At 59.0% G+C, this 26,183-nt stretch carries 16 protein-coding genes and 2 pseudogenes; 10 read left to right on the top strand and 8 right to left on the bottom strand.

Annotation, left to right across the window (positions count from 1 at the left end; translation table 11 throughout):
* Nucleotides 1–66: 66 nt before the first annotated feature.
* Entirely contained in the window at nt 67–1,500 is a 1,434-nt protein-coding gene (locus FHW76_RS02790) for a capsule assembly Wzi family protein (RefSeq protein WP_117123148.1), read from the bottom strand.
* A gap of 328 nt (nt 1,501–1,828) precedes the next feature.
* Here FHW76_RS02790 and FHW76_RS26350 point away from each other — a divergent pair.
* Nucleotides 1,829–1,903, top strand: a pseudogene (locus tag FHW76_RS26350) (hypothetical protein); the annotation flags it as partial.
* Nucleotides 1,904–2,446: 543 nt separating this feature from the next.
* On the opposite strand, the gene FHW76_RS02795 reads toward FHW76_RS26350, so the two are convergent.
* Both FHW76_RS02795 and galF read right to left on the bottom strand, forming a co-directional pair.
* Nucleotides 2,447–3,076 (bottom strand): phosphatase PAP2 family protein, encoded by a 630-nt coding sequence (locus tag FHW76_RS02795; RefSeq protein ID WP_129765735.1) that lies wholly within the window; start codon nt 3,074–3,076, stop codon nt 2,447–2,449.
* Nucleotides 3,077–3,391: 315 nt separating this feature from the next.
* A pseudogene (gene galF, locus FHW76_RS02800) lies at nt 3,392–4,366 on the bottom strand (GalU regulator GalF).
* Between the two features lie 770 nt (nt 4,367–5,136).
* Between galF and FHW76_RS02805 the strand changes: the two are divergent.
* On the top strand, nt 5,137–6,720 hold the full coding sequence (locus tag FHW76_RS02805) for a TerC family protein (RefSeq protein ID WP_012541074.1): 1,584 nt from the start codon (nt 5,137–5,139) through the stop codon (nt 6,718–6,720).
* Between the two features lie 568 nt (nt 6,721–7,288).
* On the opposite strand, the gene asmA is transcribed toward FHW76_RS02805, so the two are convergent.
* From asmA to alkA, 4 genes are all read right to left on the bottom strand, one after another.
* The gene (gene asmA / locus FHW76_RS02810) at nt 7,289–9,136 is read right to left on the bottom strand and encodes an outer membrane assembly protein AsmA (RefSeq protein ID WP_023322981.1); all 1,848 of its coding nucleotides are present in this window, start codon (nt 9,134–9,136) and stop codon (nt 7,289–7,291) included.
* Nucleotides 9,137–9,166: 30 nt separating this feature from the next.
* Complete coding sequence (gene dcd, locus FHW76_RS02815) at nt 9,167–9,748, bottom strand: dCTP deaminase (protein ID WP_004151145.1); 582 nt, start codon at nt 9,746–9,748, stop codon at nt 9,167–9,169.
* A 90-nt stretch (nt 9,749–9,838) separates the two neighbouring features.
* Nucleotides 9,839–10,480: a uridine kinase gene (gene udk, locus FHW76_RS02820; protein ID WP_002912442.1), complete on the bottom strand. Its 642-nt coding sequence runs from the start codon at nt 10,478–10,480 to the stop codon at nt 9,839–9,841.
* Between the two features lie 114 nt (nt 10,481–10,594).
* Nucleotides 10,595–11,443 carry a DNA-3-methyladenine glycosylase 2 gene (gene alkA, locus FHW76_RS02825; protein ID WP_183476196.1) on the bottom strand — a complete coding sequence of 283 codons (849 nt, stop codon included), beginning with the start codon at nt 11,441–11,443 and terminating at the stop codon, nt 10,595–10,597.
* Between the two features lie 137 nt (nt 11,444–11,580).
* On the opposite strand from alkA, the gene yegD reads away from it, so the two are divergent.
* The 5 genes from yegD (at nt 11,581) to FHW76_RS02850 (ending at nt 16,900) form a co-directional block, all read left to right on the top strand.
* On the top strand, nt 11,581–12,933 hold the full coding sequence (yegD, locus tag FHW76_RS02830) for a molecular chaperone (RefSeq protein ID WP_023322982.1): 1,353 nt from the start codon (nt 11,581–11,583) through the stop codon (nt 12,931–12,933).
* A gap of 289 nt (nt 12,934–13,222) precedes the next feature.
* On the top strand, nt 13,223–15,079 hold the full coding sequence (locus tag FHW76_RS02835) for a sensor histidine kinase (protein ID WP_183476316.1): 1,857 nt from the start codon (nt 13,223–13,225) through the stop codon (nt 15,077–15,079).
* 14 nt (nt 15,080–15,093) lie between these two features.
* On the top strand, nt 15,094–15,795 hold the full coding sequence (locus tag FHW76_RS02840; RefSeq protein WP_012541069.1) for a response regulator transcription factor: 702 nt from the start codon (nt 15,094–15,096) through the stop codon (nt 15,793–15,795).
* 237 nt (nt 15,796–16,032) lie between these two features.
* Complete coding sequence (locus FHW76_RS02845) at nt 16,033–16,173, top strand: small membrane protein (RefSeq protein ID WP_046621842.1); 141 nt, start codon at nt 16,033–16,035, stop codon at nt 16,171–16,173.
* 115 nt (nt 16,174–16,288) lie between these two features.
* Nucleotides 16,289–16,900, top strand: coding sequence for a response regulator transcription factor (locus tag FHW76_RS02850; RefSeq protein ID WP_008804083.1), 612 nt, complete (start codon nt 16,289–16,291; stop codon nt 16,898–16,900).
* 269 nt (nt 16,901–17,169) lie between these two features.
* Here FHW76_RS02850 and FHW76_RS02855 read toward each other — a convergent pair whose 3' ends face one another.
* Complete coding sequence (locus FHW76_RS02855; RefSeq protein ID WP_008804082.1) at nt 17,170–18,444, bottom strand: dicarboxylate/amino acid:cation symporter; 1,275 nt, start codon at nt 18,442–18,444, stop codon at nt 17,170–17,172.
* Between the two features lie 300 nt (nt 18,445–18,744).
* On the opposite strand from FHW76_RS02855, the gene FHW76_RS02860 reads away from it, so the two are divergent.
* Genes FHW76_RS02860 through mdtC form a run of 3 tightly spaced genes read left to right on the top strand, consistent with a single transcriptional unit; the run spans nt 18,745 to nt 26,183 of the window.
* Nucleotides 18,745–19,983, top strand: a complete 1,239-nt coding sequence (locus FHW76_RS02860) for an MdtA/MuxA family multidrug efflux RND transporter periplasmic adaptor subunit (protein ID WP_012541067.1) — start codon at nt 18,745–18,747, stop codon at nt 19,981–19,983.
* A complete protein-coding gene (locus FHW76_RS02865) occupies nt 19,983–23,105 on the top strand; it encodes an MdtB/MuxB family multidrug efflux RND transporter permease subunit (protein ID WP_022065378.1) in 3,123 nt (1,040 codons plus the stop codon). Before FHW76_RS02860 ends, FHW76_RS02865 begins: the two co-directional genes overlap by 1 nt.
* Complete coding sequence (gene mdtC / locus FHW76_RS02870; RefSeq protein ID WP_032730809.1) at nt 23,106–26,183, top strand: multidrug efflux RND transporter permease subunit MdtC; 3,078 nt, start codon at nt 23,106–23,108, stop codon at nt 26,181–26,183.

Raw genomic sequence — 26,183 nt, forward strand, 5'->3', positions numbered from 1 at the left:
GAGAGATAAAAGCTGACTACATCCTGCAGCGCTACCACCACTCTCCCCTGTTTTCAGCATTCAGCCTTATAAACTAAACGGTATTTCAATTCCTGCACTGGCCCCAACGTCGTCGCTGTCGCTATTGTTAGCGTTGGTGTACCAGAGTGAAGTATTCAACCGGACCGATCGATAAACATCCCCGCTCCAACCAAGTTGCACACCTTTGAGGGTATCTGCATGAGGGAACGCTTTATTAATCGACTGGTTTTCAGGGTTAACTTTGGCGTAAACCAGACGCGTACTCCAGCGCTGGTTATCCTCAGTAATTAGCTCAACTTTCCCTGCCAATAACTGGCCATCGCCCCCCATCGCATCACCCAATGGATATCCTTGCTGGTAATAACCATCGGTATAAGTATGATGCCAATAGCTATATCCGGTTCGATTCATATTTGTCCGCGTATCATGCGCTTCCAGATACCAGTTTACCGCATCCTTACCCCAACCGTGATGCCCTTCCACGCCGCCGAGGAACATATTGGCTGATGGTAAGTAACCAGACTCATCCTCGCCGATCATCTGCCCATAGAAACTTACCGGCCAACCGAGGGTCGGCTCAAGTTTGAACTTAAAGTCAAATCCGGCCAGTTGGTTACCCGGCTCGTTATCTGTCCCGGTATTGTCTTTTCCGGTAAAACCATCCCAGAAACTGCTAAAGGATTGCGGTCGCCCTTCCCCACCCCACTGCATAATGCGGGACGCGCCTAATTCTAATGACTGGAACGGTGTGAAGGTAAAGCGTCCGCCAATAATTTTGGCATGAGGCACAGCGGTATATTGATTCATCTGGCTGGCAGAGATCTGATACTGCCATGGACCTACCCAGCGCAGCCACCAGGTCTCTGGAGCCGCCTGCTCTGCACGCTGCATCAGGAAGCCGGTCATCGGCCGCATCGCGTCCCCGCGGATCAGGCTACCTTCATAGCCCGGCCCCCACCACTGCGGTACCTGGCCAAAGGAGAGCCACTGGTTCCAGAACTTCACCGCGCCGTAGGCGCCGTTGGCGTTGAAGCGCGAGCCGTTGCTGATCCTCTCCCCCCCTTCGACGTTGCCCTGGAGATGGACATCCCACCACTCTCCACTGTTGTTAAACGCCAGGCCTAACGAGTTATCTGCCGGCTGCGTCTGACCGAACCCCTGCGGAGTACCCGGCTGGTCGGTTGAGGTGTAGCCGGTGACCCGGAAATCGGCTTTTAAAGCAGACAGTCGCTGGTTGATACGAGCCAGCACCACTTGCTCAGAAGAATAGGACGGTTTGGCCTTTTTTAGCGCCCGGGAGATCTCTTCCTGGCTTAGTGGCCAGGTCGACAGGCTCAGATGGATGACCCCGCGATCGGAAAGCCAGGCAAGGTCGTTTCGCAGATCGTTATCATTTACCACTAACCCGGCCGCGTATGACTGGGCCCCTAGTGAGGAAAGCAAGCCCAGCGTCACGGCAATACGCGCAATTTTTATCATTGTACAAGATCCATTTTCAGCCCCGCTGTCGTATCTCAATGAGAATGAGGGGAATACCAAGATAGAAAGCGCTCGCGGCACCAGCTGACTTCACTGTGCAACACCGGCGAGGCAAGTACAGTTACCCTAAGCTGCTTGTTACCCTTATAAAATCCGCTCAGCTCACAATGTAGGCGAATTTTATCGTACAGGCTATCGATTAGTCAGGAATGTTAGTGTACAAGGGGATATCAGCAGCCGCTCCTGACCCCTTTATGAAGATATCTGGGATATCCCGTGGCGTTAATCACCCCGAGCGCATCGATTTTAAAGCCGTTTAGAGATGGTATTTTGTGATGCAGCAGTTGATTTTACCTACGCTACCGCCCCTGGCTTAACAGCTACCAGCGCACTGACTACCTGAACGACGTATTTAATCGACCACCCCATGATGAATTGGTCAGGCCTTTATTTTTGCGGCGTTAAGTTTACGGGATTTCGGTCACAATTGGGAGCCTTGTTACCAAATATCTGCCAATTAATGCCCCTCGCAGTTTATTGACATAAAATAAGCGGGTCATCAATTAAGATTATTCACTAACTTCAAGGGTTAGAAATCTTCCAGCTGCTACCACATCACTACACATGACGATAACCCACTGTAAAACAACGCCTTTTATTGGATTACGGTGTCATTCAAAAATCAGATGATAGCGTTTTAGTCAACTACAATTTCTAATAGTTTACTGATATCCAGATATTCATCAACCGTGTTCCAGGTGCTTTCTCGGCGCATATAGGAAACATCTGACTACTGCAATATCATGGCATACATGCAATAGCAATGTACTATCATTACATTATTTCATAAATATGAATTATCAATTGACTAGCATATTGTAGATTATTTTCTTATTTGTCTAAATAACCAGCGAAAACTTAATTTCCCCTGTAAAAAAAATGGTAATTACCAGACCTGCTTATGCAAATCACTTCGAGTAAAGGGTTTATCCAACGGGCCCACGGCAATAGCAATTTGCCCCAACAGGGACTGAGTCGGCGCTTTATTGCCGCTATGCAACAGGATAAGCGGGACCATCGCCAGGCACACAACGCCGCCCCAGGAAATACGCACGCTTTCCGAATGGGTGGTACGTTTTTGCAGCAACAGGAACAAAGCGCTGCCAGCAGCACCGAGCAACAGGCCAGCGATCACTTCCGAGACGGAATGCGCATGGATGACCAGCCGCGAATACCCCACCACGGCGGCCAGAATATAGCCGGCGGCGACGGCTGCTTTTTGTAAACCCGCAGAGAAACGGGCACTGAGCAGCCATAAGAAGATAGGCCAGAAGGCTGCGGAGAGCGCTGAGTGGCCGCTGAAGCCGGTGTAATCCAGCTCGCGAATACCCAGACCCCAGCCCATAAAGGCCAGTTTGGAGGCGCAGACGATGGCGCCGGTGATGCCGAACAGCAAACTCCACTGCCACGCCAGCAACCGCGACGTTTTACGCAGCATCAAGACAATAAACAGCGCCGCTGCGCTGGGCAGCAAAACGGTGCTATCGCCAAAAAATGAGATGAGTTGCCAGTTCATATACCTGTGATCCTTCGATGATGTCCACTGCCGTGCTCAGGGATTATCCGTAATGTCTGTACCAGCTCGCATGCCAATTCATTTCACATTTTTATGCATGCAAGTGAGATGTTTAAAGCGGAAACATGATCGCAGTCAAGTTTTATTTTTGGCTGACGTTGACCGCTTTCCCTGCGCTTTAGGAATTGTCGCACTAAGTGACTATTCACAAAGCATTATTGCCGCTACTCCGACCATTGCACCACAGAGGCCAGAGACAAACTACCAGAAGTCTCCGAAGCCATACGTTTCTTTACAATCGTTATAACATTCACGTTATGAATAATTTCTGCATAACGTTATGAGCGGCGTGGCAAAATACCTCTGCCCTGCCGCTCACCCTTACGCCGGCGCTCAGGCCAGCAGTTTTTTAATGCTTTCGCGGAATTTGGCGCCTTCTTTCAGGTTACGCATTCCGTAGGTGACGAAGGCCTGCATGTAGCCCATTTTCTTACCGCAGTCATAGCTTTCGCCGGTCATCAGCATCGCGTCAACGGACTGCTTCTTCGCCAGTTCGGCAATGGCGTCCGTTAGCTGGATACGGCCCCAGGCGCCTGGCTCGGTACGCTCCAGTTCAGCCCAGATATCTGCCGACAACACGTAGCGGCCCACTGCCATCAGGTCGGAGTCCAGGGTCTGCGGTTCGTTCGGTTTTTCAATAAACTCGACGATACGCGCCACCTGCCCTTCGGCCACCATTGGCTCTTTGGTCTGGATAACGGAGTATTCGGAGAGATCCCCCGGCATACGTTTCGCCAGCACCTGGCTGCGGCCGGTCTCGTTAAAGCGGGCGACCATGGCAGCGAGGTTATAGCGCAGCGGGTCCGCGGTGCCGCCGTCGAGAATGATATCCGGCAGCACCACCACAAACGGGTTGTCCCCGACTACCGGGCGGGCGCAGAGGATGGAGTGGCCCAGACCCAGCGGCTGTGCCTGGCGCACGTTCATGATGGTTACGCCCGGCGGGCAAATGGCCTGGACTTCCGCCAGCAGCTGGCGCTTCACGCGCTGTTCAAGCAGGGCTTCCAGCTCGTAGGAGGTATCAAAGTGGTTTTCCACTGCATTCTTAGAGGAGTGCGTCACCAGGACAATCTCTTTGATCCCGGCGGCGACGATTTCGTCAACAATGTACTGAATCATAGGCTTATCAACGATCGGCAGCATCTCCTTTGGAATTGCCTTTGTGGCCGGCAGCATATGCATGCCTAGTCCTGCGACCGGAATAACCGCTTTCAAATTCGCCATATTCATCTTCACCTGTTTGGTTGCAAAACACGCAGTTTTGCAAAATTGTACATGTCACAAATCCATTGGAACTGATAATACACGGATACTGCCCGGGCATCTGCCCGCCAAATTCTTAAATTCACTGTCACCTAAAAGAATACACACAACTTCCTTTTACCAACAGTTTGAAGTGAGAATAATCTTATTCTCCATCAGGATATTCAGCGGCCCGCTTCCCTGCACAGCGCGATGTCGCCGCAAGGCCCATACATCGCGGCCTTTGGTACGCAGCCCCTGCCAGCTGCAGGCTGCGGCGCCCATGTGTGCGGAAAGAATAGATATAGATAATTAATTTCACCAGGCAATATATTTCAGCACAAACAGCCAGATATGGCAGGATAATAACCGTAAAACACGGCAGAGAACTGCGCTCTGCGCTATTTTGCGCTCACTTCATGATGTGAATTATGCCGATTTTGTGAGCGGGCTTCGCACTTCACCCGGGGATGAGGAAGGGTGCCTACCGTGGAGAACGACGGGACTGCCCGCGCTTTTGCGCCGGGCAGAACGCAGCGGGTTATGGTTCTGATATCAGCAAGCTTATTCCAGCGCGTTCCGCCATATTGTTATTTTTCCGCTGATCTTTTCTGGAACATAATTCTTTTCTGTTCTCTTAATTTGCTGGAAATATATCCACCCCTGGCGGAGTGATATCCGCGTCGTTATTGCATTTTAGACTCATCTTATCCATGATCGTGGTAACACATACCGCAGTCGTACAGGTTTTAATACATATGGAATGGATTGCCGATCCGTCAATCTGGGCAGGTCTCGTCACGCTGGTGGTTATCGAACTGGTGTTGGGTATCGATAACCTGGTTTTCATCGCTATCCTCGCCGAAAAGCTGCCGCCCGCTCAGCGCGACCGCGCTCGTATCACCGGTCTGCTGCTGGCGATGGTCATGCGTCTGCTGCTGCTGGCCTCTATCTCCTGGCTGGTGACCCTGACCAAACCGCTGATTGTTTTTCACGACTTCAGCTTCAGCGCCCGCGATTTAATTATGCTGTTCGGCGGCTTATTCCTGCTGTTTAAAGCCACTGTCGAACTCAACGAACGGCTGGAGGGGAAGGACAGTGATAATCCCACCCAGCGCAGAGGGGCGAAATTCTGGGCCGTGGTGGCGCAGATCGTGGTGCTCGACGCCATCTTTTCGCTCGACTCGGTGATCACTGCCGTCGGCATGGTCGACCACCTGGCGGTGATGATGGCCGCGGTGATCATCGCCATCAGCCTGATGCTGATGGCCAGCAAGGCCCTGACGCGCTTCGTTAACAGCCACCCGACCATTGTCATCCTCTGTCTGAGCTTCCTGCTGATGATCGGCTTCAGCCTGATTGCTGAAGGCTTCAGCTTTATTATTCCGAAAGGTTATCTGTACGCGGCAATTGGCTTCTCGGTCATGATTGAAGCCCTTAACCAGCTGGCGCTGTTTAACCGCCGTCGCTTCCTGTCGGCCAATATGACGCTGCGTCAGCGCACCACCGAGGCGGTGATGAACCTGCTGAGCGGCCAGAAGGAAAAAGCTGAACTGGATGCTGACACGGCGTCGCTGGTGGCCGATCAGGACCATCATCCTTTGTTTAATCCGCAGGAAAGGTTGATGATTGAGCGGGTGCTGAACCTTAATCAGCGCAGCGTCAGCAGTATTATGACGTCACGCCATGATATCGAGCGCATCAACCTCAGCGCGCCGGAGGAAGAGATCCGCAGCCTGGTGGAGAAAAATCAGCACACCCGGCTGGTGGTGACCGGCGGGAAAGATAATGAAGACCTGCTGGGAGTGGTTCATGTTATTGACCTGCTCCAGCAGTCCCTGCGCCAGGAGCCGCTGGATCTGCAGGTGCTGGTGCGGCAGCCGTTGGTCTTTCCGGAGGGGTTACCGCTCCTCTCCGCGCTTGAGCAGTTCCGTCAGGCCCGCACCCACTTCGCCTTTGTGGTCGATGAGTTTGGTTCCGTCGAGGGGATTGTGACCCTGAGCGACGTGATGGAGACTATCGCCGGTAATCTGCCCAACGAGGTGGAGGAGATCGACGCCCGGCACGATATTCAGCATCATCAGGACGGTTCGTGGACGGTTAACGGCCATATGCCGCTGGAGGACCTGGTGCAGTACGTTCCGCTGCCGCTGGATGATAAACGGGAGTACCACACCGTCGCCGGTCTGCTGATGGAGTATCTGCAGCATGTGCCGCAGGTGGGAGAAACCATTGAGATTGATGGCTATACCCTGCGCACGCTGCAGGTCGACAGCCATCGGGTGCAGAAGGTGCAGATCGTCCCGCCGGCAAAGCAGGATGAGCTGGATTATGAGGTGTAATCGTCAGGCATAAAACGGCCCGGGGTATCCCGGGCGGTGGGATGGATAATCAAACCCATGCCTGATGGCGCTTCGCTTATCAGGCCTACGGGATAGCGACGCAAACCGGGGGATTACCCCCAGCGCACAACCCAGGCAGGATCAGGCGTAGCCGCCACCCGGCATCAACGGGGCTCCACACTTTGACGACATTCTCACATCGCGGGGAATTGATGCTCTACAGCAACCACACTGCCTGATGGCGCTTCGCTTATCAGGCCTACATGGATAGCGAATCAAGCTGATGATATTGCGCATATCGTAGGCCGGGTCAGGCGCAGCCGCCACCCGGCATCATCGTGACATCACACGTTGACGACATTCTCACATCGCGGGGAATTGAAGCTCTACAGCAGCCACATTGCCTGATGGCGCTTCGCTTATCAGGCCTACATTAAGTGGCGACGCAAAAGAATGATATTGCGCACATCCCAGGTCGGGTCAGACGCAGCCGCCACCCGGCATCATCGTGACACACCCTCTGACGACAATCTCGCAGCCCGGAAGGCCCGGGCCGCGGGGGTGGAGATTACAGCTTATCAAGCAGCTTTTTGGCGTCTTTGCTCTCTTTGCTGCCTTTATTACGCTCAACCCAGTCGTTGAGACGCTGCTTCGCTTCATCCTGTAGCTGTTTGCGCAGGATCTGATCAACCTGCAGACTGTAGCTCAGCGACTGCCAGTCGCCGTAGATGCGCAGCGGGATGGCGGTCTGTTTCAGGCGGTCGATAAGTTTGCCCTCCCCTTTCCAGCCGCCGAGCACGCGCACGTTAAAGCGCATATCGCAGTTCTCTTTCTGCAGATCAAGCTGACCTTCGCCGGTCATCGCCATCACGTCGGACTGCCCCTGCAGGCGGTTCAGCGTCACCACCCCGTTATCCAGCGTCAGCTGGCTGCTCACGGAATCCAGGCGGGTGGCATTGTCGTAATTCTCCTGCGCCCGCACGTTGGTGCTGCGCTCCACGGCCTGCTGCACCAGCTGCTGGAAATTCAGCCCCTCGGTACGGGTATCGGCCATCTGCAGCTGGGCCTGCCCCTGCCAGTGACGGCGGAAATCATCCGCGTCAATGCGCGTTCCGGAAAACTCGCCGGTCAGCGACAGCTTGCCGGTCAGGTTTAATGAATAGTTAAAGGCTTTGATCAGCGAACCGATCTCCACATTCTGCAGCGCCGGCTGGAACGCCGCCTGCGGCGTGTCGCCACGGGCATCCAGAGTGCCGGGGAGAGAGAGCTGCCCGCCGTCGAGGTTGCCCTGCATTTTGCTGACCGTCAGCAGCCCCTGCTGGTTGCTGATTTCGCTCTGCACCTGGGTGAAGTTCAGGCCGCGCCACTGCAACTGGTCGGCGCTCAGGGCCATCCGGCCGTTAAAGCCGCGCAGGCTCTGGTAATCTTCGCGCTCATCGCTGTCGGCGATCACCGGACGCAGCGGTCGCGTCTGGCTCTGGCCCTGCTGGCTGGCGCTGCTGTCGGTCGCTGGCGAGGAGGGCGCCAGCAGGCTGTCGAGATTCAGGGTGGTCGCGTGGAGATCCAGCGACCAGTCCGGGCGATCCCCCAGCACCACGCTGCCGTTGCCGGTAAGGGTGCTGCCGCTGGCCATCAGATTCAGGTTGTCAAAGCGCAGGGTTTTGCCATCTTCCTGCCAGCTGGCCTGCAGGCTGCCCTGGCCATTAATGCCATCAGGGGGCAGCTCGGCGCCGCGAAGCTGCCAGCTTAGCTGGCTAAAGTCGGCTTTTAAGGAGTGGGGATAGTCACCGCCCTGCACGGTAGCGGAGAAGCTCAACGCCAGGTCGCGCTGGTCGCGGTTGATCCGGCCGGAGAAGTCGACGGTGGCCCGGTGATTCTCATCCTGCTCCATTTGCAGGCGGATATCACGCACAGTGACCTGCTCGCCGTTCTCATGCTGGAAGAAGAGCACGCTGTCGGCCACCTGCAGCTGGCGCACGTCGTAGGACCACCCGCGGTCCTCCGGAGCCTGCGGCAGGGTGTTGTCATGCGGCACCACCGGCGCAGCGCTATCGCGAACCGCTTCGGTTTTCGGGGTCAGCTGGATCACCGCCCCCTTGAGCATCACCTGCTTCACCTGCAGCTGGTGCGACAGCAACGGCAGCAGCGCCACGTCGAGGCGCATGTTGTCGGCGCGGATCACCGGCTCTTCGGCGCCCCGGGCGGTCAGCGTCATGCGTCCGCTGAGAATGCTGAGCTGCGGCCAGACGTGCCAGCGCAGCGGGCCATCGAGTTCAAGCTGATAACCGCTGCGCTCTGCCACCTCATGCACCATATAGGCGCGAAAATCGTTGGGATTGACCAGCAATACCAACGAGGTAAGCCCGGCGACAATGACCGCCAGCAGGATCATCAGCGTTGTCAGTATTCGTCTCATGGCACCCTCAGCAACACCCCGTTGACGTTATCAATCCTTGTCGATTCGGCTCGCCACCGCGCCCTGCTGGTCGCGATATTTGGCGTCTTCACGGCGGTTATACGGCCGGGCCGCCGGGCCCGATAATGGCTCAAAGCTTAGCGCGCCGATAGGCATTCCCGGGCGCAGCGCCAGCGGCAGTTTGCCGGAGTTGTAGAACTCAAGCACGATGCAGCCGGACCAGCCCGGGTCGATGCGGTGCGCGGTAACGTGCACCATCAGCCCCAGCCGCGCCAGTGAGGAGCGTCCGTCCAGCCAGCCCACCAGATCGGCAGGCAGGGTGACTGACTCATAGGTCACCGCCAGCGCCAGTTCGCCCGGATGCAGGAAAAAGGCCTCCCCTTCCGGCAGGACAATCTCTTCGCTCATCACGCGGTCCAGCGCGGCGCTGACCTCGGCCTTCGGACCGCTTAAATCGATAAACGGCGCCGTGTGGCCGCGGAAGGTGCGGAATTTATTACCCAGCCGTACATCAACCGTCGCGCCATTAATACGCTCAACGGGTGGGCGCGGATTGATGGCGAGTCGCCCTTCATCCAACCAGGCTTCGATATCTCGGTCACACAGACGCATGGGCTTTCTCCTTATAAGGCTGCTTCCCGCACGCTTCGCGGCGGAGAGGGCAACAGGGCTACTCTTTGCACGTTACACAATTCGGCCAGGTTATTCAAAGAACTGACTGATTTTGGCCTTCAGAATATCAATCGCGATGCGGTTTTTGCCGCCGCGCGGCACGATGATGTCGGCATACTGCTTCGACGGTTCAATAAACTGCAGGAACATCGGGCGCACAGTCTTCTGGTACTGGGCCATCACCGAGTCCATAGAGCGGCCGCGCTCGTTAACGTCGCGCTTAATACGGCGCATCAGGCAAATATCGAGCGGGGTGTCGACGAAAATAGAGAAGTTAAGCTCGTTACGCAAGCGCGCGTCGGTCAGCAGCAGGATCCCTTCAAGAATGATCACCTTCTTCGGCTCGACGTGAATGGTGTTCGGCGTGCGGGTATGCTCGACGTAGCTATAGACCGGCAGTTCAATCGGCTGGCCGCTTTTCAGCATCTGCAGGTGCTGGAACAACAGACTGTGATCCATTGAGCTCGGGTGGTCATAGTTGGTTTTGACGCGCTCTTCCATCGACAGATGACTTTGATCTTTGTAATAGCTGTCTTCCGGAATGACGCCAATATGTTCGTCGCCAACTTGTTCACGCAATTCGCGATAGAGAGTACTGGCAATAAGACTTTTGCCAGAAGCCGATGCGCCGGCGATACCTACAATGACGCACTGATGGGACATATCAGTCATAAATTTTTGCGACCTGATTAACCTGGATAGAGATGGAGGGTGGCGGCGGACCGCCAAACGCGGCAATTATAGGGATTTCAGCGTCCCGATACCAGTGGTATGCGCCCCGGACGGCTATTCCGCCGCCGGGATCCAGTCATCGGTATACCAGATATGCAACAGCGCATACGATCGCATCGGCTGCCAGCGACGGGCATAGCGAGCGATGGCGGCCGGGGTCATTCCCGGAAAGCGCTGTTTAATCAGGTAATCATCCGGCAAAAAGATATCTTTCGCCTGCCAGCCGCGCAGAGCAAAGTAGTTTGCCGTCCAGCGGCCAATCCCGGGCAGGCTCTGCAGTTGACGCAGCCCGGCGTCGATGTCCGCTGGCGCCGTCAGGGGCAGCTCGCCGCTGAGCGCCGCCCGGGCGAGGTGGATCAGCGCCTCCGCACGCCGAAGCGGCATTCCCAGCGCCTTCAGCGCCTGCGGGTCGGCCCGGGACAGCGCCTCTGGCGTCGGGAATAACACATAGCCGGGCACCTCCGCCAGCGGTTCGCCCCAGCCAGCCGCCACTTTGGCAGTGAGCCGGGCGGCCATCGCCACGCTCACCAGCTGGCCCAGCACCGCCCGCACCGCCTGTTCGAAGGCATCCAGCGCCCCCGGCAGGCGCAGCCCCGGCCGCGCCTCGGCCAGAGAGCCCAACGCCCCGGCGACCTGCCGCGGGTCGCAGGCTAAATCAAACAGCTGGCCAATTCGCGCATAGCAGATCTCCGCCACCGGTTGCAGCCCCGGGGAGAGGGTCACCCGCAGGCCCTGCGCCTCCTCGTCCGGTGCCAGATGAATCAGCCCGCGATGCCCTTCAACGCCAAAGCTGCGACTATAGCCTCCTTCATCAAAGCGCTCGACGCCGGCGACGGCACGCGCCCGCAGAAAACCAACCATCCACGCCCAGTCGTAAGGCGGGGTCCAGGGTAACAGCACCATAAGCTCTCCTTTATATAGCGTTTCAATGATAGTCGCCCTTGACCGTCAGCGCCTTGCTTTTAAATTCCAGTTGTCGGCTTGGCGACGATCCGCTAAAGTCGCCCCCCTTCTTCACCGGCATGGGGATTTTGCAGACGATGTTTATTGGTTTTGACTACGGCACCGCCAACTGTTCGGTGGCCGTGATGCGGGAAAACACCCCTCAGCTGTTGACACTGGAAAACGGCAGCGCGCTGCTGCCCTCGATGCTCTGCGCGCCAACGCGCGAAGCGGTCAGCGAGTGGCTCTATCGCCATCATGACGTCCCCACCCACAGCGATGAAAACCAGGCGCTGCTGCGCCGGGCCATTGCCGCCAACCGCGACGAAGACATCGAGGTGCTTCGCAACAGCGTGCAGTTCGGTCTCGCCTCGCTGCATCAGTATGTTGAAGATCCGGAAGAGGTCTACTTCGTTAAATCGCCAAAATCCTTCCTCGGCGCCAGCGGGCTGAAGCCGCAGCAGGTGGCCCTGTTTGAAGACCTGGTCTGCGCCATGATGCTGCACATCAAACTGCAGGCCGAAAGCCAGCTGCCCGAGCAGATCGACCAGGCGGTGATTGGCCGACCGATTAACTTCCAGGGCCTCGGCGGCGACGACGCGAACGCCCAGGCGCAGGGGATCCTTGAGCGGGCGGCTCTCCGCGCCGGTTTCCGCGATGTGGTCTTCCAGTTTGAACCGGTTGCCGCCGGGCTCGATTTCGAAGCCACCCTCAATGAAGAAAAGCGGGTGCTGGTCGTCGATATCGGCGGTGGGACCACCGACTGTTCCTTGCTATTGATGGGCCCGCAGTGGCGGGAGCGCGCCGACCGCCAGCAGAGCCTGCTCGGCCACAGCGGCTGCCGCATCGGCGGCAACGACCTCGACATTGCCCTGGCCTTCAAATGCCTGATGCCCCTTCTCGGTATGGGCGGCGAAACGGAGAAAGGCACCGCGCTGCCGATCCTCCCGTGGTGGAACGCGGTGGCCATCAACGACGTGCCGGCGCAGAGTGATTTCTACAGCACCGCCAACGGCCGTCTGCTTAACGATCTGCTGCGCAGCGCCCGGGATGCCGACAAGGTGGCTCTGCTGCTCAAGGTCTGGCGCCAGCGTCTCAGCTATCGTCTGGTGCGCAGCGCCGAAGAGAGCAAAATCGCCCTCTCCAGCGCCGCCAGCGTCGAAACCGCGCTGCCGTTTATTCAGGACGAGCTGGCCACCGCCATCGCCCAGCAGGGTCTGGAAGCGGCGCTGGATCAACCGTTGACCCGCATTATGGAACAGGTGCAGCTCGCGCTCGACAGCAGCCAGACCACCCCGGACGTGATCTATCTTACCGGCGGCAGCGCCCGCTCGCCGCTGATCAAAAAGGCGCTGGCCGCCCAGCTGCCGGGTATTCCGCTGGCCGGTGGCGATGATTTTGGCTCGGTAACCGCCGGGCTGGCCCGCTGGGCGCAGGTGGTTTTCCGCTAACCCCAGCCCACCGCCGCCGCGCAGCAGGTCTGTCCTGATCGTGGCGCTGCAGATTACGCTGGAATATTCCTGGTCTCCCACGCAAAATGGCCTGTTCGTCCGGACAGGCCTGTCCACTCTTCCCCACTTCCGGGGGCGTATTATCCATACCGTAGCCAGATGTCTGCGGTCTGTATCGTTGGCATGCCGCAAGGGGGCGTGATTGAAAAGGGTGTCTGCGATCTTCGCAGCGGTCCGGCGTTGCCGGCCGCAGTTCCTGGCAGGCTGGCTGCTCAGCTGTGGATTACTCTTGCTGCTGGTCGCCCCACAGGCGCAGGCGGCGACGCGCCAGGTGGGCATTGATATTCCGGTCCAGTGGTACGCGGACGCCAGCGGCCAGATGACCATCGATCGCTTCGCCGCCCTGCCCACAGACCAGCTCGCCACCACCCGGCAGATCCCCTCCTTTGGTTATTCGCGAAAAACCTGGTGGCTGCGCAGCGAGCTGCCGGGAACGTGGTTTGCCGGGGAGCCGCGCTGGCTGCAGCTGGGCCCCTCTTTTGTCGACCATCTGACCATTTACTACCGGCCTCTGGGCAGCGATGCTCCCTGGGCACAGCGCATCTTTGGCGATCGTGACGGCGCCCGCGGAAGCGATCTGCATTATCGGGAAAGGGTGCTGATCCTCCCCCCGCCTCCAACCGCCGCCGGCTATGAGGTGGTCTTTCGCCTGCAGAGCACCAGCACTCTGATCCTGCTGGCCTCGCTCTCTTCGCCGCAGGAATTTGTACAACGGGCGACCGCCGACACCGCTTTCTGGAGCTTCTATTTCGGCCTGGCCGCCGTCGCCAGCGGCGTGGCGCTGTGGCTGGCGCTGGCCCTGCGCCGGCGTCTGCTGTGGGGCATCTGTCTTTTCTCGCTCAATTATCCGCTGGTGGCCGCCCTGCACGGCTTCCCGGAGTGGTTTTTCGGCCACGCGGCGCTGCCGTTCCAGGACTTCATGATCAGCAGCCTCTCCCTGTTCAGCTATGCTACCGCCCTCTGGCTGCACAGCGAGATTTTTGATTTGAAGAAGAATATGCCGCGGCTTCATCAGCTACTGATCGCTGCGGTGGTGCTCAACCTGGTGCTGCAGGTCAGTATTCCGCTCGGGTTTTACGGCTTCGCGATGCAGATTGAAGGGGTGATCTTCATCATTATCACCCCGGTGCTGCTGTTCACCTCCTGGTGGCTGTGGCGCAAAAAAGCCATCGACCGTAACACTCTGCTGCTGGGTCTGCTGCCGCCGTTCTACGTCGCCGCCGCGGTGCTGGTGCAGTTGTCTATCCACGGGATAATCCCGTTCCATATGGCGATCTATTCCCTCTGGCAGTATGCGCTGATCGTCCACATCATTACGGTGCTGATCATTGCCATCCTGCGGGTGCGCGCTGAAAACCGCCAGCTGGAGCAGAAGCAGCGCCTGGCGCGTGAGTTGCAGATTGAGCGTGAAGCCAGCTTCCATCAGCGACAGTTTATGGGAATGGTAGCGCACGAATTCCGCACGCCGCTGGCGGTGATCCAGGCAGCGCTGGAAAATCTCCGCCTCTCGGCCGCCTCGGCCAGCCAGGAGGCGCGCTTCGATCGCATCGGGCGCGCCGCCACCCGTCTGGTGCAGCTCACCGATAACTGCCTTGCCGACGCCCGGCTCGCCTCACACGACCTGCACGTCGATCGCCAGCAGACCGCCCTGCTGTCGGTGATCAACATGGCCGCCTCGGTGGTGGCCATCTCCCACGACCATTACCTGAACATCCGCCATCACGGCGCGGTGGAAAGCCCGCAACTGCAGGCCGATGCCGGCCTGCTGTGCATCGCCATCGCCAATCTGCTGGATAACGCGGTGAAGTATTCGCCCCCCGGTGAAATCGCCATCGATATCCGCTCCGAAGCCGGGCATACCGAGCTGCGCATTCGCGACCACGGCCCGGGCCTGCCCGACGGGCAAGCGGAACTGATCTTTGAGCGCTACCGCCGCGGCGAGCACACGTCGCCGGTGCCGGGCGGCACCGGTCTCGGACTGTATGTTGCGCGTCAGATCGTGCAGGCTCATGATGGCAAACTGTGGCTGGCCGAGCATGGCCCGGACGGCTGCACCTTTATTCTCACCCTCCCGACAGTTGCTTAAGAGGAGAACGACGTATGGCTTTACGGCTGGCGATAATTGAAGATAACGCCGATCTGCTGGATGAACTGCTGGCCTGGCTGGGCTATCGCGGCTTCGAGGTGTGGGGCTCGCGCAGCGCCGAAGCCTTCTGGCGACAACTGCATAGCCATCCGGTGGACATCGTGCTGATTGATATCGGCCTGCCCGGGGAAGATGGCTTCAGCGTGCTGAGCTACCTGCATGAGCTGGGGCATTACGGTCTGGTGGTGGTCAGCGCCCGCGGCCAGCAGCAGGATAAACTGCAGGCGCTCAGCCTTGGGGCCGATGCTTACCTGATTAAGCCGGTTAACTTCGCCCACCTTGCGGAGACCCTCACCGCCCTTGGCGCCCGCCTGCAGCAGGATCGACCCGCCGCCCTTCCATCGGAGGCGCCCGGCACCGCGTCATCCGCCGCCACCGGACTGTGGCGTCTGCATGAGGATAAACTGATTTCTCCCGATGCCCGGACGCTGGAGTTAACCCAGCAGGAGTACCGTCTGGTGGAGCTGTTAATGCGCAATCGCAACGAGGTGTGCAGCAAGCTGGACCTCCATGCCTGCCTGTTTTCCCACGACAGCGAGCCTGACCTGCACCGCATCGACGTGGTGATTAGCCGCCTGCGCCATAAGGCGCGCCAGCAAGGGATCCACCTGCCCGTACGAGCGATCTTTGGCAAAGGACTGGCGTTTATTTCCTGATCGAAAGCGCGATCTGGCCGCTGCGCGGTGGGTGAATAACTCGCAAGTGTTAATTTTTCTCATTTTCTGAGAGAAATGAGAGGAATGAGACTGACGACGCGCTTAAGAACTTTCTTATAGTGCTAGCACATCAGGATGATGTCGTATGATTTTCAGTGGACAGGAAAACATATAACAAAACGTAATAGCCGTTCGCGGTAAATTCTGACACCATGCAGCACAAATAAGGTAAAAACGATGGCCATGCAAACGTGGTTAATATTATTGCTATGCATATTTTTCTTCAGCATCTCTGTATACAGTTTTATTTCCTATCTAAAAGACAGGAGACGGCAGAAGTTTACGTTTAACGATAAGCGTTCGACGCGTCGTAAATAATTCACTTTATAATAATTAAAAACGATTACAGGTACGTTTATAAAATCAACACACCGCATACGCCCGGAGGATTTGTCACAGCATGGCGTTATGTTTTGCATAAGGAAATAACGCCATGAGAAACATTAATGTCACCATCAATACCCGCAACACCTTTGTACGTGAATCGCTGGTCGCCATGGTTAATGATCTCTCCCGGGACGATATGCGGGCCCGTTTCTCCTGGCGCAATAACGACCTGTCAGACGAAGATATTATTATATGCGAAGTGATCCCTGGTGAAATCTATCTGTGCAATACCCTGATTAAAAACAGAAAAAAAGGCAGCTCCCTGATTATCCTCCACAGCTACGACCAGCTGCCGGAAGACGATTTCATGATTAATTGCCTGAAAGGAGTCATTTTTGTCTCGCTGAAAACGGCCAGTATTCCACAACTGCTGGCGATCATTAAAAGCGAACTACAGCATTGTATGGACCCGTCGGCCACTGACGCCACGAGCCGGGAACTGAGCTGCGCCAGCTGCCCGCATCGTGTCCTGTCGCGGTCGCAGACCGCTGTGGTGCACGGTATTCTTGAAGGGCTGGACATGAGTAAAATCGCTGCCCTGCAGCGCGTCAGTCCCCGCACCGCCGCTTACCATAAGAATAAGATTATGGAAAAATACAGCCTGAATAATAATCACGACTTTTTCCAGTTTATGAATCTGTTACGTGAGCGCTGGTAGGCAAATAGCGAACAGAATAAGATATTCCCGTAGTGATATTGTCTGGAATCCGAAAATAGCCGCAGGATGCTAAAAAAGCGCCAGCGCTGCCGAACATAACGTTAAACTCTGACGCTTCCTCGGTATAAAGACGTTACCGCGCGTTTTTATATAAGAAAAAAGACTAGTTACGAGGAAAACTGATACTTCGTCACATTACCCCTGACGTGCCTGTCAGGGGTCTTTTTTTCCGTGCGGAATGGCGCCCTCTGTGAAAGGGCGCGGCAGGATCAGGCTTCCGCTTTCTCGGCTTCCCAGTCCGGCTGTGCTTCCTCGTCGGTCAGCAGACCTTCGTTTTTCGACAGCATGGCGGTGGCTATGCCGTTACCCAACACGTTGATGGCGGAGCGCCCCATGTCGAGGAAATGGTCGATACCCATCAGCAGCAGGATCCCGGCAACCGGAATATTGAAGCTGGGGATCGTGGCCGCCAGCACCACCAGCGCCGAGCGCGGCACCCCGGCGATGCCTTTCGAGGCCAGCATCAGGGTCAGCATCATGACCGTAATCTCGCTAAAGCTCAGTGGTACGTTATAGGCCTGAGCGATAAACATCGCGGCGAAGGAGCAGTAGACCATCGAGCCCACGAGGTTGAACGAGTAGCCAATGGGCAGGACGAACGAGACGATATTGCGCGAGCAGCCAAACTTCACCAGCCGCTCAAGAGTCTTCGGATAGGCCGCTTCGGAGCTGCTGGTAGTAAACGCCACCAACACCGGGTCCTTCAGCATGTTCAGCAGACGGAAGACCTCTTTTTTCAGCACCATATAGCCAACGGCAATCAGCACCGCGCTGGTCAACAGTACCGCCAGGTAGTAACCGCCGATGAACGAAGCGTAGTTGAGCAGGATCCCCAGCCCCTGGGAGGCAATCACCGACGAAATGGCGGCAAAGATAGCCAGAGGCGCAACGTACATCACGTAGCCCGTCACCTTCAGCATAATGTGCGACACCACATTGAGCGCCGCCACCAGCGGGGCATTAAACTTCTCGCCCAGCGACGCGCCGGCGATGCCAAAGAACATCGAGAACACCACAATCTGCAGGATCTCGTTGTTGGCCATCGCCTCGGTGATGCTGGTGGGGATAGTGTGCGACAGGAATCCTTTCAGGCTCATGCCGCTGACCGCCAGGCCGGTATCCACCGCCTCTTTCGGCACCGCCAGGTTTAACCCGGCGCCCGGGTGCTGGAAGGTGACGATCACCAGCCCGACGAGAATGGATAATACCGAGGAGGTGATGAACCACACCATCGCCTTCCCGCCTACCCGGCCAATGGTCGCCGTCTCGCCGAGACGCATAATGCCGACCGTCAGGGTGCTGAACACCAACGGCGCGATGACCATTTTGATCAACCGCAGAAACAGATCGGTCAGCAGCGTAATGTTGTCCGCCCAGGCGGAGATGGTGGTCGGCGTCGCGTAGGCATGGATAGCCGCGCCGGAGAGGATCCCCATCAGCATAAAAATGACGATGAAGAGCGTGAGTTTGTTTGCGTTTGCCACAGCAATGACCCCTGATTATTTAACACGTTGATTTTTAAGTGCATATGTTATTATTATGAAAATGCACTGATTTATTCACCGCATAAATCTAATTAAAGCCCTCCCGGATACAACTATTTTTTACTTTTTTAAACTAAAAGTTGATATCACCCCGGAAATCTCCAACGAGACCGCCCGGCGTCGCGGCGGTTATCCAGACATTTCTCAACCTTCTTTTCATAATTCCTCCATTTTTACGGCCCCTTCCCTCACTAAACTAGTATCATTCAGCGAAACGCTTCAGGATGAGACCGTAAACTAATGAAAGGCAGTAACATACGTCGTTGGGGCGCCGCGCTGGCGGTAGTGATTATCGCCGGAGCCGCCTACTGGTTCTGGCACGATCGTGGCACGAGCGGCAGCAGCGCTCCCGCAGCAGGACAAGGCCCGCAGGGGCCGGGCGGCGCGCGTCATGGCCGTTTCGGCGGCGCGCTGGCGCCGGTGCAGGCGGCGACGGCGACCGAACAAGCGGTGCCACGCTATCTCACCGGGCTGGGTACCGTGACGGCGGCCAATACCGTGACCGTGCGCAGCCGGGTCGACGGCCAGCTACTGAGCCTTCACTTCCAGGAGGGACAGCAGGTCAAAGCCGGCGACCTGCTGGCGCAGATCGACCCCAGCCAGTTTAAAGTCGCCCTCGCCCAGGCGCAGGGTCAGCTGGCGAAAGATAACGCCACCCTGGCGAACGCCCGCCGCGATCTCGCCCGTTACCAGCAGCTGGTGAAAACCAACCTCGTCTCCCGCCAGGAGCTCGACACCCAGCAGTCGCTGGTGGTGGAATCCGCTGGCACCGTAAAGGCCGATGAAGCCGCCGTCGCCAGCGCCCAGCTGCAGCTCGACTGGACCCGCATCACCGCGCCGATTGACGGCCGCGTCGGCTTAAAGCAGGTGGATATTGGCAACCAGATCTCCAGCGGGGATACCACCGGGATTGTGGTTCTCACCCAGACGCACCCGATCGACGTGGTCTTCACCCTGCCGGAAAACAGCATCGCCACGGTGGTGCAGGCGCAGAAAGCGGGCAAAGCGCTCAGCGTCGAAGCCTGGGATCGCACCAATAAACAGAAAATCAGCGTCGGCGAGCTGCTGAGTCTCGACAACCAGATCGATGCCACCACCGGGACCATCAAGCTGAAGGCGCGCTTCAGCAATCTGGACGACGCGCTGTTCCCCAACCAGTTCGTTAACGCCCGCCTGCTGGTGGATACCGAAGAGAACGCGGTGGTGATCCCCGCCGCCGCCCTGCAGATGGGCAACGAAGGGCATTTTGTGTGGGTGCTGAACGACGAGAACAAGGTCAGCAAACACAGCGTGACGCCCGGCATCCAGGACAGCCAGAAAGTGGTCATCAGCGCCGGGCTTTCTGCCGGGGATCGCGTGGTCACTGACGGGATTGACCGCTTGACCGAGGGGGCGAAGGTGGAAGTTGTCACCGCCAGCGGCAGCGAGCAGGCGCAGCCCGCTCCGCGCCAGAGCGGTAAACACGGAGCGCGTTCCTGATGCAGGTGTTACCCCCAGGCCGCACCGGCGGCCCGTCCCGGCTGTTTATTATGCGTCCGGTCGCCACCACTTTGCTGATGGTGGCGATCCTGTTAGCCGGGATCATCGGCTACCGCTTCCTGCCGGTCTCCGCCCTGCCGGAGGTCGATTACCCGACCATCCAGGTGGTTACCCTCTATCCGGGCGCCAGCCCGGACGTGGTGACCTCCGCTATCACCGCCCCGCTGGAGCGCCAGTTCGGCCAGATGTCCGGCCTTAAGCAGATGTCGTCGCAAAGCTCTGGCGGCGCCTCGGTAGTCACGCTGCAGTTCCAGCTGACCCTGCCGCTGGACGTCGCCGAGCAGGAAGTGCAGGCGGCCATTAACGCCGCCACCAACCTGCTGCCGAGCGATCTGCCCAACCCGCCGGTGTACAGCAAGGTGAACCCGGCGGATCCGCCGATCATGACCCTCGCCGTCACCTCCTCCGCGATCCCGATGACCCAGGTAGAGGACATGGTGGAGACCCGGGTGGCGCAGAAGATCTCCCAGGTTTCCGGCGTCGGTCTGGTGACCCTCGCCGGCGGCCAGCGCCCGGCGGTGCGGGTGAAGCTTAACGCCCAGGCCATCGCCGCCCTCGGCCTGACCAGCGAAACCGTGCGTACCGCTATCACCAGCGCCAACGTTAACTCGGCGAAAGGCAGCCTCGACGGCCCGGCCCGCGCGGTGACGCTTTCCGCTAACGATCAGATGCAGTCCGCTGAGGATTATCGCCGGCTGATTATCGCTTATCAGAACGGGGCGCCGATCCGTCTCGGCGATGTCGCCAGCGTCGAACAAGGGGCCGAAAACAGCTGGCTCGGGGCGTGGGCCAACCAGCAGCGGGCCATCGTGATGAACGTTCAGCGTCAGCCGGGGGCCAACATCATCGACACCGCCGACAGCATTCGCCAGATGCTGCCGCAGCTCACCGAGAGCCTGCCGAAATCGGTGAAGGTGCAGGTCCTCTCCGACCGGACCACCAACATTCGCGCCTCGGTGCGCGACACCCAGTTTGAGCTGATGCTGGCCATCGCCCTGGTGGTGATGATCATCTATCTGTTCCTGCGCAACGTCCCGGCGACCATTATTCCCGGCGTCGCGGTGCCGCTGTCGCTGGTGGGCACTTTCGCGGTGATGGTGTTCCTCGACTTCTCGATCAATAACCTGACGCTGATGGCCCTGACCATCGCCACCGGCTTTGTGGTGGATGACGCCATCGTGGTGATCGAGAACATCTCGCGCTATATCGAAAAAGGCGAGAAGCCGCTGGCCGCCGCGCTGAAAGGCGCCGGGGAAATCGGCTTCACCATTATCTCCCTCACCTTCTCGCTGATCGCGGTGCTGATCCCGCTGCTCTTTATGGGCGATATCGTCGGCCGTCTGTTCCGCGAATTCGCCGTCACCCTTGCCGTCGCTATTCTTATCTCGGCGGTGGTCTCCCTGACCCTGACGCCGATGATGTGCGCCCGTATGTTAAGCCACGAATCGCTGCGCAAGCAGAACCGTTTCTCCCGGGCCAGCGAGCGCTTCTTCGACCGAGTGATCGCCGTCTATGGCCGCTGGCTGAGCCGGGTGCTGAACCATCCGTGGCTGACGCTCGGCGTCGCGCTGAGCACCCTGGCGCTGTCGATAATCCTGTGGGTCTTTATCCCGAAAGGCTTCTTCCCGATCCAGGATAACGGTATTATTCAGGGCACCCTCCAGGCGCCGCAGTCGGTCTCTTTCGCCAGCATGGCCGAGCGCCAGCGGCAGGTGGCCAGCATTATCCTTAAGGATCCGGCCGTGGAGAGCCTGACCTCGTTCGTCGGCGTCGACGGCACCAACCCGGCGCTGAACAGCGCCCGTCTGCAGATCAACCTCAAGCCGCTGGATGAACGCGATGACCGCGTCCAGACGGTGATTAGCCGCCTGCAGCAGGCGGTGGACGGCGTCCCGGGCGTGGCGCTCTACCTGCAGCCGACCCAGGATCTGACCATCGACACCACGGTGAGCCGCACCCAGTACCAGTTCACCCTGCAGGCAAACTCCCTCGAGGCGCTGAGCACCTGGGTGCCGCCGCTGCTCAGCCGCCTGCAGGCCCAGCCGCAGCTGGCCGACGTCAGCAGCGACTGGCAGGACAAAGGCCTGGCCGCCTATATCAAGGTGGATCGCGACAGCGCCAGCCGCCTCGGCATCTCAATGGCCGATGTCGATAACGCGCTGTACAACGCTTTCGGCCAGCGGCTGATCTCCACCATTTACACTCAGGCGAATCAGTATCGCGTGGTGCTCGAGCAGGATACCGAGGCGACGCCGGGCCTGGCGGCGCTGGATAATATCCGCCTGACCAGCAGCGACGGCGGCATCGTGCCGCTGACCGCCATCGCCACGGTGGAGCAGCGCTTTACCCCGCTGTCGGTGAACCACCTCGATCAGTTCCCGGTGACTACCATCTCGTTTAACGTCCCGGACAACTATTCGCTGGGCGAAGCGGTGGACGCGATCCTCGCCGCCGAACAGTCGCTGGATTTCCCGACCGATATCCGCACCCAGTTCCAGGGTAGCTCGCTGGCCTTCCAGTCGGCGCTCGGCAGCACCGTCTGGCTGGTGGTCGCCGCGGTGGTGGCGATGTATATCGTGCTGGGGGTGCTGTATGAAAGCTTTATCCATCCGATCACGATCCTCTCCACCCTGCCCACCGCCGGGGTCGGGGCGCTGCTGGCGCTGTGGCTGGCGGGCAGCGAGCTGGACGTGATCGCCATCATCGGCATCATTCTGCTGATCGGCATCGTGAAGAAGAACGCCATCATGATGATCGACTTCGCGCTGGCCGCCGAACGCGAACAGGGCATGCCGCCGCGGGAAGCGATCTACCAGGCCTGTCTGCTGCGTTTTCGGCCGATCCTGATGACCACCCTCGCCGCCCTGCTCGGCGCCCTGCCGCTGATGCTGAGCACCGGCGTCGGCGCTGAGCTGCGGCGTCCGCTGGGGATCGGCATGGTCGGCGGTCTGATGCTCAGCCAGGTGCTGACCCTGTTCACCACCCCGGTGATCTATCTGCTGTTCGACCGCCTGTCGCTGCACCTGAAGCGCCGCTTCCCGCGTCAGGAAGAGGAGGCGTAAGTGAAGTTTTTCGCCCTCTTCATTTACCGCCCGGTGGCGACGATCCTCATCTCGCTGGCCATCACCCTGTGCGGCATTCTCGGCTTCCGGCTGCTGCCGGTAGCCCCGCTGCCGCAGGTGGACTTCCCGGTGATCATGGTTAGCGCCTCGCTGCCGGGAGCCTCCCCGGAGACCATGGCCTCGTCGGTGGCCACCCCGCTGGAACGCTCCCTGGGACGGATAGCCGGGGTCAATGAGATGACCTCCTCCAGTTCGCTGGGCAGTACGCGCATCATTCTTGAGTTTAACTTCGACCGCGATATCAACGGCGCGGCGCGCGACGTTCAGGCGGCGATCAACGCCGCGCAAAGCCTGCTGCCGAGCGGGATGCCCAGCCGGCCGACCTACCGCAAAGCCAACCCGTCGGATGCGCCGATCATGATCCTGACGCTGACCTCGGACACCTACTCCCAGGGGGAGCTGTATGATTTCGCCTCCACCCAGCTGGCGCAGACCATCGCGCAGATCGACGGCGTGGGTGATGTCGACGTCGGCGGCAGCTCCCTGCCGGCGGTGCGCGTCGACCTCAACCCGCAGGCGCTGTTCAACCAGGGCGTGTCGCTGGACGCGGTGCGCACCGCCATCAGCGACGCTAACGTGCGCAAACCGCAGGGGGCGCTGGAGGACAGCGCGCACCGCTGGCAGGTGCAGACCAACGATGAGCTGAAGACCGCCGCCGACTATCAGCCGCTGATCGTCCACTACCAGAATGGCGCCGCGGTGCGGCTGGGGGATGTCGCCAGCGTCTCGGATTCGGTGCAGGACGTACGCAACGCCGGGATGACCAACGCCAAACCGGCGATCCTGCTGATGATCCGCAAACTGCCGGAAGCCAATATTATCCAGACAGTGGACAGCATCCGTGCCCGCCTGCCGGAGCTGCAGCAGACCATTCCGGCGGCTATCGACCTGCAGATCGCCCAGGACCGCTCGCCGACCATCCGCGCCTCGCTGGAGGAGGTGGAGCAGACGCTGGTGATTTCGGTGGCGCTGGTGATCCTCGTGGTGTTCCTGTTCCTGCGCTCGGGGCGCGCCACGCTGATCCCGGCCGTCGCCGTCCCGGTTTCCTTAATCGGCACCTTCGCCGCGATGTATTTGTGCGGCTTCAGCCTCAATAACCTGTCGCTGATGGCTCTGACCATCGCCACCGGCTTCGTGGTGGATGACGCTATCGTGGTGCTGGAGAATATCTCCCGTCATCTGGAAGCGGGGATGAAACCCCTGCAGGCGGCGCTGCAGGGGAGCCGCGAGGTCGGCTTTACCGTGCTGTCGATGAGCCTGTCGCTGGTGGCGGTGTTTCTGCCGCTGCTGCTGATGGGCGGCCTGCCCGGCCGCCTGCTGCGCGAGTTCGCCGTCACCCTGTCGGTGGCGATCGGCATCTCGCTGGCGGTGTCCCTCACCCTGACGCCGATGATGTGCGGCTGGCTGCTGAAAAGCGGTAAGCCCCACCAGCCGACGCGCAACCGCGGCTTTGGCCGCCTGCTGGTGGCCGTGCAGGGCGGCTATGGGAAATCGTTAAAATGGGTGCTCAGGCACAGCCGGCTGACCGGCCTGGTGGTGCTCGGCACCATCGCCCTCAGCGTCTGGCTCTACATTTCGATCCCGAAAACCTTCTTCCCGGAGCAGGACACCGGGGTGCTGATGGGCGGCATTCAGGCCGACCAGAGCATCTCCTTCCAGGCGATGCGCGGCAAGCTGCAGGACTTTATGAAGATCATTCGTGAAGATCCGGCGGTGGATAACGTCACCGGCTTTACCGGCGGCTCGCGGGTCAACAGCGGGATGATGTTTATCACCCTCAAGTCGCGCGACCAGCGCCACGAGACGGCGCAGCAGGTGATCGACCGGCTGCGCAAAAAGCTGGCCAACGAGCCCGGGGCCAACCTGTTCCTGATGGCGGTGCAGGATATTCGCGTCGGCGGCCGGCAGTCGAACGCCAGCTATCAGTACACTCTGCTGTCCGACGACCTGTCGGCGCTGCGCGAGTGGGAGCCGAAGATCCGCAAAGCGCTGGCGGCGCTGCCTGAGCTGGCGGACGTCAACTCGGATCAGCAGGACAATGGCGCCGAAATGGACCTGGTCTATGACCGGGACACGATGTCGCGCCTCGGCATCAGCGTCCAGGACGCCAACAACCTGCTGAACAACGCCTTCGGCCAGCGGCAAATCTCCACCATCTACCAGCCGCTCAACCAGTACAAGGTGGTGATGGAGGTGGATCCGGCCTACACCCAGGACGTCAGCGCCCTCGACAAGATGTTTGTTATCAATAGCGAGGGCAAGCCGATCCCGCTGGCCTATTTCGCCAAATGGCAGCCGGCCAACGCCCCGCTGTCGGTGAACCACCAGGGGCTGTCGGCGGCGTCCACTATCTCCTTTAACCTGCCCACCGGCCGCTCGCTGTCGGAAGCCAGCGACGCCATTAACCGCACGATGACCCAGCTCGGGGTGCCGTCGAGCGTGCGCGGCTCCTTTGCCGGTACCGCTCAGGTCTTTCAGCAGACCATGAACGCGCAGGTGATCCTGATCCTCGCGGCCATCGCCACGGTCTATATCGTGCTGGGGATGCTGTATGAGAGCTATGTGCATCCGTTGACCATCCTCTCGACGCTGCCCTCCGCCGGAGTGGGCGCCCTGCTGGCGCTGGAGATATTCGATGCCCCGTTCAGCCTAATCGCCCTTATCGGGATCATGTTATTAATTGGCATCGTGAAGAAAAACGCCATCATGATGGTCGATTTTGCCCTTGAGGCGCAGCGCACCGGCAATCTGGCGCCGGAAGAGGCGATTTTCCAGGCCTGCCTGCTGCGTTTCCGGCCGATTATGATGACCACCCTGGCGGCGCTGTTCGGCGCCCTGCCGCTGGTGCTCTCCGGGGGCGATGGCTCTGAGCTGCGCCAGCCGCTGGGGATCACCATCGTCGGCGGTCTGGTGATGAGCCAGCTGTTAACGCTCTACACCACGCCGGTGGTCTATCTTTTCTTTGACCGTCTGCGGTTGCGTTTTTCGCGTCACTCCTCTCAACCGGTAAGCGAATAA

It is taken from the genome of Klebsiella sp. RC2, assembly GCF_014192815.1.
Taxonomy (GTDB): Bacteria; Pseudomonadota; Gammaproteobacteria; order Enterobacterales; family Enterobacteriaceae; genus Klebsiella; species Klebsiella variicola.